Annotated in this window: 9 protein-coding genes; 4 read left to right on the top strand and 5 right to left on the bottom strand. The window is 70.0% G+C overall.

Annotated features, from left to right (window positions below):
* Nucleotides 1-9: 9 nt before the first annotated feature.
* From ABDJ40_RS02275 to ABDJ40_RS02260, 4 genes are all read left to right on the top strand, one after another.
* Nucleotides 10-1,104: a carbohydrate kinase gene (locus ABDJ40_RS02275; RefSeq protein WP_347605586.1), complete on the top strand. Its 1,095-nt coding sequence runs from the start codon at nucleotides 10-12 to the stop codon at nucleotides 1,102-1,104.
* Nucleotides 1,101-2,012, top strand: a complete 912-nt coding sequence (locus ABDJ40_RS02270) for a pseudouridine-5'-phosphate glycosidase (protein WP_347605583.1) — start codon at nucleotides 1,101-1,103, stop codon at nucleotides 2,010-2,012. Before ABDJ40_RS02275 ends, ABDJ40_RS02270 begins: the two co-directional genes overlap by 4 nt.
* Nucleotides 2,013-2,175: 163 nt before the next feature.
* Nucleotides 2,176-3,441, top strand: coding sequence for an efflux RND transporter periplasmic adaptor subunit (locus tag ABDJ40_RS02265; protein ID WP_347605580.1), 1,266 nt, complete (start codon nucleotides 2,176-2,178; stop codon nucleotides 3,439-3,441).
* On the top strand, nucleotides 3,438-6,548 hold the full coding sequence (locus ABDJ40_RS02260) for an efflux RND transporter permease subunit (RefSeq protein WP_347605577.1): 3,111 nt from the start codon (nucleotides 3,438-3,440) through the stop codon (nucleotides 6,546-6,548). Before ABDJ40_RS02265 ends, ABDJ40_RS02260 begins: the two co-directional genes overlap by 4 nt.
* Before the next feature lie 22 nt (nucleotides 6,549-6,570).
* Here ABDJ40_RS02260 and ABDJ40_RS02255 read toward each other — a convergent pair whose 3' ends face one another.
* From ABDJ40_RS02255 to ABDJ40_RS02235, 5 genes are all read right to left on the bottom strand, one after another.
* Entirely contained in the window at nucleotides 6,571-8,034 is a 1,464-nt protein-coding gene (locus ABDJ40_RS02255; RefSeq protein ID WP_269632047.1) for a diguanylate cyclase domain-containing protein, read from the bottom strand.
* A 3-nt stretch (nucleotides 8,035-8,037) separates the two neighbouring features.
* Complete coding sequence (locus ABDJ40_RS02250; protein WP_347605573.1) at nucleotides 8,038-8,502, bottom strand: low molecular weight protein-tyrosine-phosphatase; 465 nt, start codon at nucleotides 8,500-8,502, stop codon at nucleotides 8,038-8,040.
* Between the two features lie 180 nt (nucleotides 8,503-8,682).
* Nucleotides 8,683-9,117, bottom strand: a complete 435-nt coding sequence (locus ABDJ40_RS02245) for a helix-turn-helix transcriptional regulator (RefSeq protein ID WP_347605570.1) — start codon at nucleotides 9,115-9,117, stop codon at nucleotides 8,683-8,685.
* 723 nt (nucleotides 9,118-9,840) lie between these two features.
* On the bottom strand, nucleotides 9,841-10,320 hold the full coding sequence (locus ABDJ40_RS02240) for a hypothetical protein (RefSeq protein WP_347605567.1): 480 nt from the start codon (nucleotides 10,318-10,320) through the stop codon (nucleotides 9,841-9,843).
* Nucleotides 10,320-13,748: an nSTAND1 domain-containing NTPase gene (locus tag ABDJ40_RS02235; RefSeq protein ID WP_347605564.1), complete on the bottom strand. Its 3,429-nt coding sequence runs from the start codon at nucleotides 13,746-13,748 to the stop codon at nucleotides 10,320-10,322. Before ABDJ40_RS02235 ends, ABDJ40_RS02240 begins: the two co-directional genes overlap by 1 nt.
* Nucleotides 13,749-13,755: the final 7 nt, after the last annotated feature.

Below are 13,755 nucleotides of genomic sequence, written 5' to 3'. Positions count from 1 at the left end.
AATGTCTGGATGGACAGCCCCAAGCAGCGGCTGCTCGCCCTTTTGCGCGAGCAGCCCTTCATCACCCAGGATGCCCTCGCCGCCCAGCTGGGCCTGGCGCGCTCCACCCTCACCCACCAGCTCGCCCAGCTGACGCGTGAAGGCCTGATCCTGGGCCGCGCCTACGTGCTGGCCGAGCCGCGCCAGCTGCTGTGCATCGGCGCCGCCAACCGCGACCGCAAGCTGCGCACGACGGGCCCGGCTCGCCTGGCCAGTTCCAATCCGGCCTCGCAGCTCGAGAGCGCGGGCGGCGTGGCGCGCAATATCGCCGAGAACCTCGCCCGCCTGGGCCTGCCCGTGCAACTGCTGACAGCCGTGGGCCAGGACCCCGCCGGCCAGGCCCTGCTCGCCGAGGCCGCCGCGCTGGGCATCCGCACCCAGGGCAGTCTGCAGCTGGCCGAGCTTCCCACCGGCAGCTACACCGCGGTGCTGGACGCGCAGGGCGAGCTCATCATCGGCCTGGCCCAGATGCAGGCCTGCGAAGCCCTGGACGCCGGCTTCCTGCAATCCACCCAGGCCCTGCGCCGCAGCGCCAGCTGGACCGTACTGGACCTGAACCTGCCCGCAGCCACCGTCGCCGCCCTGATGGCAGAGGCCGCGGCCGGCCCGCGCCGGCTCGCCGCCGTGGCGGCCTCCGTGCCCAAGATGGACCGGCTGCCGCAGGACCTGCGCGGCCTCACCCTGCTGCTGCTCAACCGCGACGAGCTGGCCGCCTGCACCGGGCTGCCCCTGGACGGCGAAGCCGCGCTGGACGAGGCCTGGGCCCGGCTGCAGTCCCGCGGCCTGCAGGGGCTGGTGCTGACGCAGGGCAGCGGCGAGGTCCGCTGCGCCTGGGCCGGCCAGCCGCTGGCACGCGTGCCGGCACCGGCGGTGGCGGACATCGTCGAGGTCACCGGCGCCGGTGACGCCTTCTCGGCCGGCGTGATCGCCGGCCTGCAGCGCGCGCCGCAGGACCTGGCCGCCGCCTGCCGGCTGGGCCAGCGCCTGGCCGCCCTCACCCTGCAAAGCGCGGCCACGGTGTCGCCGCTGCTGAGCCCTGCCCTCCTGGAGGAGACCACGCCATGAACCTGCCCCTGATCTTCGCCCCTGAAGTCGCCCGAGCCCGCGAGCAGGGCCGCCCCATCGTCGCCCTCGAGTCGACCATCATTTCCCATGGCATGCCCTATCCGCAGAACGTGCAGACGGCCCGCGAGGTCGAGGCCATCGTGCGGGCCGAGGGCGCCGTGCCGGCCACCATCGCGGTGATGGGCGGCAAGATCCGCATCGGCCTGGCGGACGAGGAGCTGGAACTGCTGGGCCAGAGCCCCGACGCGCTCAAGCTCAGCCGCCGCGACCTGCCCTACGCGCTGAGCAGCGGCCGCGTGGGCGCCACCACCGTGGCCGCCACCATGATCTGCGCGCAGCTGGCGGGCATCCAGGTCTTCGTGACCGGCGGCATCGGCGGCGTGCACCGCGGCGCCGAGACCAGCTTCGACATCTCGGCCGATCTGCAGGAGCTGGCCCGCACCTCGGTGGCTGTGGTCTGCGCGGGCGCCAAGAGCATCCTGGACCTGCCGCTCACCCTCGAGTACCTGGAGACGCACGGCGTGCCGGTGCTCTCCATCGGCCAGGACAACTTCGCGGCCTTCTACACGCCGGACAGCGGCCTCAAGGCCGACTTCCGCATCGACGAACCCGCCGAGCAGGCCCGCTTCCTGCGGACCAAGTGGAGCCTGGGCCTGGCCGGCGGCGTGGTGATCAGCAACCCCGTGCCCGCCGACGAGGCCATGCCGCGCGAGGAGATCGAGCGCATCACCACGCAGGCCCTGCAGGAGGCCGAGGCCCAGGGCATCCAGGGCAAGGCCGTGACGCCCTATCTGCTGGCCCGCATCAAGGAACTCACCGGCGGCCGCAGCCTGGCAACCAACATCGCCCTGGTCCGCCACAACGCCCGCGCCGGTGCGCGCCTGGCCCTAGCCTTGCTGCGTGCATAAAGTCATGCGCTGACTTCACATCGGGGCAATACGCTGGCGAGCCTGCCCGGCTAAGCTTCGGGACTTCTCTCCAGCTCACCTGCTGAGCCCGCGGCTTGCCCGGGTTCCGCCGCTTCGCGTGCGGACCTGCTGGCCCCGGGCCCAGGTCAGAAAGACAAGCCCCATGCGCCGCACGCCCGTCGTTGCCACCGTCCTCCTGCTGATCCTCGCCGCCGCTGCCTGGCGCTGGAAGTCCACCCCGACAGAGCCCGGCGCCACGCCTCCCGCCGGTGCGGCGTCGGCGGCTGGCGGCAAGGGCACGCCGGCCCCGCAGGCCGTGGGCGTGGTGACGGTGCAGCGCCAGGACGTGCCGGTGAGCATCGAGGCCGCCGGCACCGTGGCCACGCTGCAGAGCGTGGACCTGCGAGCCCAGACCACGTCCACGGTGCGCGAGGTGCTGGTCAAGGACGGGCAGATGGTCAGCAAGGGTCAGGTCTTGTTCCGCTTCGACGACCGGACCGACCGTGCCAACCTCGACAAGGCCCGTGCCCAGCTCGCGCGCGATCGCGCCAGCCTCGCCGACGCCGAACGCCAGCTCCAGCGCGCCCAGGACCTGCTGCGCCAGAACTTCGTCGCCCAGAGTGCGGTGGACACGGCGCTGACCAACGTCGAGGCCCAGCGCGCCCTGGTGCAGTCCGACGAAGCCGCGGTGCAGGCCGCGCAGGTGAGCCTGAGCTACAACGAGCTGCGCGCCCCGCTGTCCGGCCGTGCCGGTCTGGTCAACGCCATGCCCGGCGCCCTGGTGCAGGCCAATGCCACGGCCACACCGCTGCTGAACATCGCGCAGCTCTCGCCCATCGGCGTGAGCTTCGTCGTGCCCGAGACGCAGCTGCAGCCCCTGCTCGCCGCCGTGCGCCCGGACGCCGACGGCAAGACCGAAGCCCTGGACGTGCAGGTGAGCCTGCCCGGCGCGCCGCGGGGCAGGGGCAAGTCCGCAGAGCCCGCGTTGAAGGGCCATCTCGGCTTTGTCGACAACCTCGTCGATGCCAGCACCGGCACCATCAAGGCCCGCGCGGAATTCGACAACGCCGGCCAGCAGCTGTGGCCCGGCCAGTACGTGCGGGTGCGCCTGACGCTGCGCACGCTGAAGAACGCCGTGGTCGTGCCCCAGGCCGCGCTGATCCTGCGCGGCGCCGAGCGCACGCTCTATGTGGTCGGACCCGACAAGACCGCCCAGCTCAAGACCGTGCAGCTGCGCTACGGCTTCGGCGACTTCGCCGTCGTCGAGGGCCTGGAGGCCGGCGAGCAGGTGGTACTGGAGGGCAAGCAGAACCTGCGGCCCGGCACGCCGCTGAAGGTGCAGCCCGCCGCCGTGGACCCGGGCCGTGCGCAGCGGGCCGACACCGCGGCGAGCGCGGCGTCGACGGCAGCCTCGGGAGCTGGGGCATGAGACTGACCGAGCTCTTCATCCGGCGGCCGGTGATGACCGTGCTGCTGAACCTCTCGCTGGTGATTGCCGGCCTCGCGGCCTTCTCGAAGCTGCCGGTCGCGGCCCTGCCCTCCTACAACACGCCGGTGATCAACGTGCAGGCCAGCCTGCCGGGCGCCAGCCCCGAGACCATGGCGTCCTCGGTGGCGCTGCCGCTGGAGAAGCAGTTCTCCACCATCGCCGGGCTGTCCAGCATCTCGTCCACCAACATCCTGGGCAGCACCTCGCTGACCCTGGAGTTCGACCCCAGCCGCAACATCGACGCCGCGGCCGTGGACGTGCAGGCCGCGCTGTTCCGCTCCCTGCGCGCCCTGCCCACCGAGATGAGCTCGCCGCCGTCCTACCGCAAGGTCAACCCGGCCGATGCGCCGGTGCTGATGGTGGCACTGACCTCGCCCTCGCTGAACCTCTCGGACCTCAACGACTACGCCGAGAACCTGATCACCCCGGCCCTCTCGACCATCAACGGCGTGGCCCAGGTGTCCATCTTCGGCCAGAAGCGCTACGCCGTGCGCATCCAGACCCGGACCGAGGCCCTCACCCAGCGCGGCATCACGCTGGAGGAGCTGCAGGCGGCCATCCGCTCGGCCAATGCGAACACGCCGGTGGGCGTACTGGACGGCGCGCGCCAGACCCTCACCATCCAGGCCAACAAGCAGCTGAGGAACGCCAAGGAGTTCGGCGCCATCGTGATTGCCAGCCGCAACGGCCAGCCCATCTTCCTGCGCGACGTGGCCGAGGTGCAGGACAGCTTCGAGACCACCAAGTCCTACGCCAGCTTCAACGGCGAGCGCTCCATCACCCTGGCCGTGCAGCGCCAGCCGGACGCCAACACCGTGGCTGTGGTCGACGCCGTCAAGGCTATGCTGCCGCGCATGGCGGCCCAGCTGCCGGCCTCGGTGCAGATGAGCACGCTCAACGACCGCTCGATGTCCATCCGCGAGTCCCTGCACGACGTCTACTTCACCCTGGCCCTCACGGTGGCCCTGGTGGTGCTGGTGATCTTCCTCTTCCTGCGCCGCGCGGTCGCCACGCTGATCCCGACCCTGTCCCTGCCCATCTCGCTGATCGGCGCGCTGACCCTGCTCTACGCTCTGGGCTACAGCCTGGACAACATCTCCCTGCTGGGCATCACCCTGGCCGTGGGTCTGGTGGTGGACGACGCCATCGTGATGCTGGAGAACATCGTGCGCCACGTCGAGGATGGCATGGCGCCCTTCGACGCCGCCATCCGCGGCGCGCGGGAGATGGCCTTCACCATCCTCTCCATCTCCATCTCCCTGGTGGCGGTGCTGATCCCCATCTTCTTCATGCCGGGCGTCATCGGTCTGCTCTTCCACGAGTTCGCGGTGGTGGTGATGCTGTCCATCCTGGTCTCGGCCGTGGTCTCCCTGAGCCTGGTGCCCATGCTGTGCAGCCGCTTTCTGCAGCCGCACCACGCCGTCGAGGAATCGGCCCTGGGCAAGACGTTCGAGCGCGGCTTCAGCGCCGTGCTGGGCGCCTACGAACGCAGCCTGGACTGGGCCCTGGCGCACCGCAAGGCCGTGCTGGCGGTGGCCCTGGCCAGCTTCGTGGCGACCCTCATCCAGTACACGCTGATCCCCAAGGGCTTCTTCCCCGAGGAGGACGTGGGCCAGATCCAGGCCAGCACCGAAGCCTCCGAGGACATCAGCTACGCCGCCATGGAGCAGCTGCAGCAGCGCCTGGCCGAGATCGTGCGCCAGCACGAGGCCGTGGCCAGCGTGGCCTCCGCGCTGGGCGCGGGCGGTGGCGGTGGCAATTCGGTCAACAACGGCCGCATGTTCATCAACCTCAAGCCCCGCAAGGAACGCGCGCCCATGCCCCAGGTGCTGGAAAGCCTGCGCAAGGAGCTGCGCAAGGTGCCGGGCATCGCCGTCTACCTGCGCCCGGTGCAGAACCTGCAGCTGGGCGGCCGCCAGAGCAAGGCGCGCTACCAGTACTCGCTGCAGCCCGTCAGCGCCGGCGAGCTCAACCAGTGGGCGCTGAAGCTGCAGGAGAAGCTGCGCGGCGACCCCATGTTCCGCGACGTGACCAGCGACTCCCAGCAGCGCGGCCTGCAGGCCAATCTGCTCATCGACCGCGAGCGTGCCAATCTGCTGGGCGTGCAGATGCAGGACCTGCGCTCCGCCCTCTACGACGCCTTCGGCGAGCGCCAGGTCTCCAGCATCTATGCCGAGAGCAACACCTACCAGGTGATCATGGAGGCCAGCCCCGAGGACCGCGGCACCGAGGACGCCTTCGCCAAGATCCAGCTGCGCGGCCGCAACGGCACCCTGGTGCCCCTGCAGGCCTTCGCCACCGTGCAGCGCGGCCTGGGCCCGACGGCCGTCAACCACCAGGGGCAGCTGCAGGCCATCACCGTGGCCTTCAACCTCGCCCCGGACGTGCCCCTGGGTCAGGCCACCGCCAAGCTGGACGGCTACGTGCGCGAGATGCAGCTGCCGCCCTCCATCATCACCAGCTACGGCGGTGACGCGGCCGTGTTCCAGGACTCGCAAGGGGGTCAGGTCTTGCTCATCGTGCTGGCACTGGCGGTGATCTACGTGCTGCTGGGGGTGCTCTACGAGAGCTACATCCACCCGGTGACCATCCTGGCCGGCCTGCCCTCGGCCGCGGTGGGCGCGCTGGCCACGCTGGAGCTCTTCGGCATGGAGCTGACCATCATCGCCACCATCGGCATCGTGATGCTGATCGGTATCGTGAAGAAGAACGCCATCATGATGATCGACTTCGCCCTGGACGCCCAGCGCGCCGGCGGCATGAGCCCGGAGCAGGCCATCCGCGAGGCCTGCCGCCTGCGCTTCCGGCCCATCATGATGACGACGCTGGCCGCGCTGATGGGCGCCCTGCCCATCGCCCTGGGCCTGGGCGCGGGGGCGGAGCTGCGCCAGCCGCTGGGCCTGGCCGTGGTAGGCGGGCTGATCGTGTCGCAGGCGGTGACGCTCTACATCACGCCGGTGATCTACCTGGCCCTGGACCGCTTCAGCGGCTCAGGCCCGGACCTGCGCGAGGTCAGCGAGGTCCGCATGACGGCGCACGGCAGCTGAGGCCGCCGGCCCGCCCCGGCGCTCAGCCGGTCCGCGTGGCCTGGGCCTTCTGCTCGGCCTTGTCGCGGTACATGTCCTGGTCGGCGATGCGCATGAGGCCCTGCGCATCATTGGCCATGGCGGGGTAGACCGCAATGCCCATGGCCGCGCTGACCCGCACGGCCAGGTTGTGCACCGAGATGAAGATGGGCTGCTCCAGCAGGCCCACCAGCTTGGCCTTGACCTGCTGGGCCTGGGCCAGGCTGTCGACGTCGGGCAGCAGCACCAGGAACTCGTCTCCGCCGATGCGACCCACGGTGTCCGCCTCCCGCAGCGAAGCGGCCAGGCGCTGGGCCACGACCTTGAGCACCTGGTCGCCCGCCTCATGGCCGTAGCGGTCGTTGATGGGCTTGAAATCGTTGAGGTCCACGAAGATCAGGGCCAGGCCCTGGTTCTTGCGCTGGGCCTGGGCCAGGGCGCGGTCCAGGCGGTCATGCAGCAGGCGCAGGGAGGGCAGGCCGGTCAGCGCGTCATGGTTGGCCAGGTGGCGCACCACCTGCTCGGCACGCGCGCGCCGGGCCACCTCTTCCTTGAGCTCGTCCAGGCTGCGCTCCACCGATTCGGCCATCTCGTCGATCGCCTGCGAGAGCTCGCCGAACTCCGAGCTGTGGCCCAGGCTGACGCGCTGCCCCTGCTGCTGCCCCTTGCGCACCTGCTTGGCCCAATGGCGCAGCAACTCCACCGGACGACGCACCGAGCGGTCGTAGCGCAGGGCCATGAAGACGGCATTGGCCGCCGTCAGCACCAGGCAGACGATGGCCAGCCAGGCGGTGAAGCGGAGGTTGTCCTGCAGGGGCTGCATCCAGGCCTCGTGGCCGGCTTTCAGGGACTGCCGCACCGCACGCAGCGGCCCCATGATCTCGGCCTTGGCATGGCGGTAGGCCGGGCCGTGCAGCATCTCCAGCGCTTCCTTCCAGTCCTCCTCGGCCAGGGGATGCGAGGACCCGCGGGTGTCGACGCGGCCCATGGCCTGCTGCTCCGTCTTCATCAGGGCCTCGGAGCGGCGCAGGGCCTCGGCCAGGCGGGCGTAGTCGTCAGGATCGAAGCCGGCCTCGAGCAGGCGTTCCTGCAGCGAGCGTGCCGCGGCCGGGCGGCCGGCGGCACGGGGCTGGTCCAGGGCAAGGTCCCAGTAGACCTCGTCATAGCCTTCGGGCTCGGCCTGCAGGCCCTCGCGCATGCGCGCAACCTCGCGGTAGTGGTCGGCGAACTGCGGGTCGCGGCTCACCACGAAAAGCCGAGCCATGCGCGTCAGCTCGTCCGAGCTGCGCTGCAGCTGGGCCACCAGGTGGTCGCGCTCGAGGAAATGGCGGCCCTGCTCCATCACGCTGCGGTAGCCGGCGACCAGATAGCCCACCGCAGCGGTCGTCACCAGCACCAGCACGATCTGGGCGACGAGATTGAGGGCCAGCTTGGTCCGGAACAGCATGGTGGAGGGCTTGCCGGACATGGTCTATCGAGCGAGCGCCCGGGCTGTTGACCAGCTGCGCGCGGCCAGCTCGATCAGGTCCAGCACATTCTCGAAACCCACCGGGCTGCCAAAGTAGGGGTCCGGCACCTCCTGCCCCTGCCGGCCCGGCACGAGGTCCAGCAGCAGGCGCAGCTTGTGCTGCTGCTCGGGCGGGCACTGGCGCCGCAGGGCGTCCAGATTGTCCTGCTCCATGGCCAGGATGTGGTCGAAGCGCAGGTAGTCCTCGGCCTCCACGCGGCGGGAGCGCCATTTCTTGTCGACGGGATACTTGCGGCGGCCCAGCGCCGTGATGGCCCGGGCATCCATGCCCTGCGCACGCGAGGACGCGCGCACGCCGGCCGAAGCCACCCGCCCCAGGCCGAGGAGGGCAGCCTGCGCCTTGAACACCGACTCGGCCATGGGCGAGCGGCAGATGTTGGCCGTGCAGACCAGCAGCAGGGATTGCATGGCGGGCATTATGGGCGAGCGCGCCGCGGGCGCCGCACTCCCTCGCCCCTGCAGCCGCGGGTGTGGCGAGGCAGGCAAGGCCTGACCCCCATCTGCTGGCGCGGCGGGCTTGTCACTCAAGGCTTGTCGATCAAGGGGCCTGGCACCCCTTCCCCGACAGCGCCCGGGCCGAGAGGCCGCTCAGTGCTTCGTTTCCCCGGCCAGATATTCAGCAACGGTAACCGGACGCATCTTCACGATTTTCTCCACAGGCACATTGAAATACCGGGCTAGTTCCCGCGCGACACGAAAAAGCACCGGCCGCCCGATTTCTGCCCGCTTGATGGAGGCAATGGAGACGCGAAATCGGCCCTGCTGGCAGCTTTCCGCCATTTCCTCCTGGGTCTGAAGTTTCTCGTTGCGCAGGCTTTTCAGCACATCCTTGACCAGGAATACCCGGCCCTGCTGGACCATGGGTTCATAACGCACGGCAGGGGCCGGATTCATGGCCGCTGCGACTTGGGCCAGCATATTTTCATAAGACAGCGATTCGCCGGCAGCGGGCACTGCATTCTCGGCAACGGTGGGGGCAGCCGGAGACTCCTCGTTCAGGCTGGTGTCGATTTCCTTGCTCATGGTGACCTCATCAGATGTGACTGAAGGGGCGGGCCTGCTGAAGCCGGGGAGGCGGGCGGGCGGCGCGTCGATGCGCGGTGCATCGATGACCTGAACGATAGGAAATCGGAGGAAAACTCGCCTTCCGGAAACCTTCCGGTGGCTGATAGGCGTCTGCAGGGGATCAGATTTGAGGGTTAACCCTAGCTTTTGACCCGCTGACGCGGCCGGACGTCCGAAGGTCGGAGGATGACGCCGTGTGCTCATTGTGCGCAACAGCGGCCCCGTCGTCAGCGCCAGCCCTGGGGCAGAGGGGTGGCGTCTGGGGATCAGATCAAATCCAGGTGGGCGCAGCCGCCGGGAAGCTTGTCGCAGGTTTCCGGCAGGTGGTGGGCATGGCTCAAAACGCTGCCAGACCGTGGCCCTGCGGAACCCCACCGCATTTCATTGTCTGAAAATCAAGGGGCACCTGGCGGACCGCAGGCGAATTCCCGGGATCTGATTTTGAAAGGAGAGAAATCTACCGGGCCGTCAATGGAAGCAGCGGATGCCTTCCAATCACGGCGACATCAAGAAAAAACCAGCGCGAAAACTGAACCCAGAGAAATGCCAGACCGGGCTGATTCAGCCGGCGGGAAAACTGCCGGCGCGCGGCACTCCGGGGTTTGCTCCATGAATGCCTGACGGCCGGCGTGGATGGCGGTGGCAGATAGGGGGCCAGGAATACTGGCCCCGCTGTGCCATTTATTCGTCCGGTCCGGGCTGGATGGGCATGGGATCCGGCGAGCAGAAGATGCCCACGGTGCGCCCTTGGTCATCCTGGTTCTGGAACACCAGCGAGCAGCCGCGCGCGGTTGCATTCGCCACGGACAGCACCACCAGCCCACCGTCGGCCTGCGAGTAGGGGTTGAGGCCGGCGTTCTCCATCAGGGTCTTGGCCACGGCGCCGAACAGCGCCACGTTGCGGGCCGGGACATAGGGGGCGGGCGGTTGATTCTGCGGCGTCACCTGGGCCACGGCGATCAGGTTGCTGCCCGTGCCGGTCGGGAGCTGCAGCTGGCCCTTCGAGTTCTGCTGGATCGGAGCCGCGAAGTTGGGCCGCACCGGCTCGGCATCGGGGCCATCCCAGGGCTTGGGCGGGACCGGGGTCGCCTTGACGGACGGGAAATAGGTGTAGCTGTAGCCGGTCCCCTGCTGTTGGACCAGGACCCAGTAGGTATTCATCACAGAGACTTCTCCTTGGCTGTTGAATGAAAGCGTGCAGGGCCGCCCGGCGCATAGCCATGAGCGACCAGGGCAGACCAATCCTGGGGCAAGGGGGCCTTGCCGTCGCAAGCCCCCAGGATCAGTTTGGCCTCAAGTGGTGCGGCACCAAAGCCCAGTTGGACCACCTGGTTCCAGCGCTCTTGGGCGCTGCTGCACCAGGCCAGGGTGGCGGCGGGGTCGCCCCTCGCGGGCAGCCTGGCCCTGAACAGATCGGCCTGTGCCAGTTGGTTGAGCAGATAGGGGTCGTTCTGCTGAGCCTGCAGGCGTTCCGCCCATTGCTGGGCCGCCTGCGAGATCAGTGCCTCCGCCGCATCGATCTGCCCCTGCTGGAGTGCCAGTTGCGCCCGCAGCTGCGTCCAGGCGGCCTGGATGCGCGACAGGATGCCGGGCTGCGCCTTCAGCATGGGGCGGGCCCGCTCAAGCATGTCGGGGATCTGTTCGGGAGGCAGGGCGGCCTGGAAAGGCTGGCGCCCGACGTGAAAGGCCAGGGCGTCAAGCTCCGCCCAGAGCTGGCCGGCGCGCCATTCCACGTTCTCCGGGTCCCGGCCGGCCAGCAGCCGGGCCAGTTCGAGGGCCTCGGCCAGGGCTTCGGCGGCCTCCCGGTCACGGCGCATGTCGGCCAGCACCCAGTACCTCACGCGCTGGGCCTTGCCGAGCCGGTACTTCAGCTGCAGGTCATTGCCCCCCGCCCGCACCAGGCCCCGCAGCACGCTGACCATCTGGTCACAGCGTGCCAGTGCCTCGTTCATCTGTCCCTGGATCCGGGCCACCGAGGCCTGGTAGCCCAGCGTATGCGCCCAGTTGGCGGCCAGGGCGGCGTCCTCCGGCTGGGCCTGCAGGGCTTTCTGGAGCCAGCTGGAGGACTCGGCAAAGAGGCGGGCGGCATCGTTCCAGCGCCCGGACTTGAGTTCCATATTGCCCAGGGTCGTCAGGGCGTAGCCCAGCTCCACCCAGGCCTCGCGGTCCCCGGGCGCCCGGCTGACGCGCTCGGCCATCAGGTCCCGGTAGCGCAAGGACCAGTCACGGGCCTGCGCGGACCGCCCTTCGGCCAGGGCGAGCTGCCCCTGCCAATAGGCCACCGCCCCCTGGATCTTGACCCAGCCGGCGGCATGCTCGGGCGCCGGCTCTCCCGCGCTCAGCAAGGCCCAGGCTTCGTTCAGGGCGCCTTGCGCCGTGTCCATCTGGCGCTTGCCAAAGGCAGCCTCGCCCACGACGCTCAGCGCCTTGGCCCGCTGCAGGCGCACCACGGCACTCAACTTCTCCTCGGAGTGACTGCCCAGCACCTCCAGGGCCTGCTTGCCGATGCCTTCCAGCACGGCGAGCCGGGAGTCCGGTCGCAGCTCGTCCAGCACCCGGCCCAGCACCAGGCTGACCAGGGCCTGGCTGTTCTCGTTCTTGCGCCCGATCTCCTGAACCAGCCCGGCGTTGCGCCAAGCCGACCAGCTCGCAACGCCGGCCAGCAAGGTGATCAGCACGAAGGTCGCCCAGCCCAGACGCTTGCCCAGGGCAGCCCGCCCCTCGCTGGTCTTCAGGAACTGCCACTCCGTGGCGCTCAGGGCCACTGCGGCGCTGCTGCCCAGCCTCAAGCCTTCCTGAAGCTGCCGCCCCCGCGGCCACAGGAACTCAGCAGCCCGGCCGCCCTGCTCCCAACGCTGCGCCTGCTGGCGCAGGCGGGCACGGGTCTGCAGGTCCTGGCGGTGCTGGGCGATCCAGTCCGTCACCCGAGGCCAGCGGCGCAGCAGGGCTTCGTGGGCGACGCGGAAGGCAGGCTCCTCGCGGGCGAATTCGGTGCTGTGTTCGCTGACCAGCAGGCGTGCATCCACCAGGGCTCGCACCAGCTCGCGCTCGGCAGCGCTGCGCAGCTCGCTCCACAGCGCCCGCCGCCCGCCCACGGGGCTGGACTCGTCCTCGCCCACCAGCACCAGCAGGGACAGCACATGCGGCAGCGCCCCTTGCTGCACGGGCGTCAGGCCGCGGATGAGCTGCTCGGCCTGCTCGGCAATCACGCCCTCCAGGCCGCCCATGCCCCCGGTCGCGCCCCCCAGGGCCTGGTAGGCCGCAAAGCTGAGCTCGCCGTGCGGACTGCGCTGCTGGTAGAGCTGCTCCAGCGTGTACTGCAGCAGCGGCAGGGCATCGGGGCTGGCGGCGGCGGCATCGCAGAGCAGGTCGTCCAGGCGCTGCTGCGTGGACGGGTCGATGCCGAAGCTCAGGCCCGCGGCGCGGGCAGGCAGCCGCACCATCTGGGCGATCTCTGCGCGGCTGGGCGGTGCGAGGTCCAGATGGCCGCCCAGCGCCTTGTCCCGCATCAGCCAGGGGTGCTGGGCGAGCTGAGGGTAGTAGTCATTGCGGCAGGCGGCGACCACCAGCACGCAGCCGCTCTCGGCCAGGGCCTGCAGCAACTGCAGGGCGGCGGCCCGCGGCCCGTCTTCACCCAGAGGCGGGCGGAACAGGGCTTCGAGACGGTCGATGAAGAGCAGGACAAAGGCCTGGTTGCCGCTGGACTGCCGCGCCATTGCGGCGCGCAGCTCGGCCAGCACGGCCGCAGGGGTCTCCCTGAGGGCCCGTGCCAGGTCATGCGCGTTGAAGCCGTCCAGCAGCGGCTCGCCGTCGACCGTCTCCCAGTCCAGCAGGGCGGCCGCCAGGGCCAGGGCAAAGGGGCTGGCGTGATCGGCCGCCTCTTCCGCCAACGGGACGCTGAGGTCGGCCAGGTCCAACTGGCTGTGGCTGACCAGACGCCAGCGGCCGGCCAGCGGCTCCCGGGCCAGCGCGGGAATCAGGCCGGCGCTCACCAGCGAAGTCTTGCCCGAGCCGCTGGGGCCCAGCACCAGCACCAGCCCGTGCTGACGCTGCAGCTGCTGGCTCACGCTGCGCAGCAGGTCCTGCGTGGCCTGCTCACGGCCAAAGAAGACCTCGGCATGGCGGGTGTCGAAGGCCTGCAGGCCGCGGAAGGGCGAGCCACCGTGCCAGGCGCCGGGCCTCGCCTGCCCCTGGCCGCCGCGCACCGGCGCAATGACACGGTAGCCGCGCTTGCGGATGGTCTCGATGTACCGGGGCGCTGTGGCGCTGTCACCCAAGGCACGGCGCAGCTGGTTGATGCTCTTGTGGACGGGGTTGTCTCCCAGGCCGCCCTCGACCAGTGCGTCGCCCCAGCAGCGCACGAGCAGGGCGTCGGCGCTGACCACCTCGCCGGGGTGCTCGCACAGGGCCAGGAGCACGGCCATGGCGCGCGGCTCGAGGGCAAGCTCCCCCTCGGAGGCATGATGCAGCCGGTTGGCGGCCGGATCGACCCGCCAGTCTCCCAGCTCAAAGCGTTCAGCAGGCGGCCTCGCCTGCCCCGCGTTGCCGGCGGCGGCGGCGGCGGCGGCAACGGTCCCCGTGACTGTCATGTCCCTG

The organism is Roseateles flavus (assembly GCF_039872765.1).
In the GTDB taxonomy this organism is placed as follows: Bacteria; Pseudomonadota; Gammaproteobacteria; order Burkholderiales; family Burkholderiaceae_C; genus Roseateles_B; species Roseateles_B flavus.
Note: the sequence above shows the minus strand (reverse complement) of the source record. Positions and strands in the feature narration are given on the sequence as shown.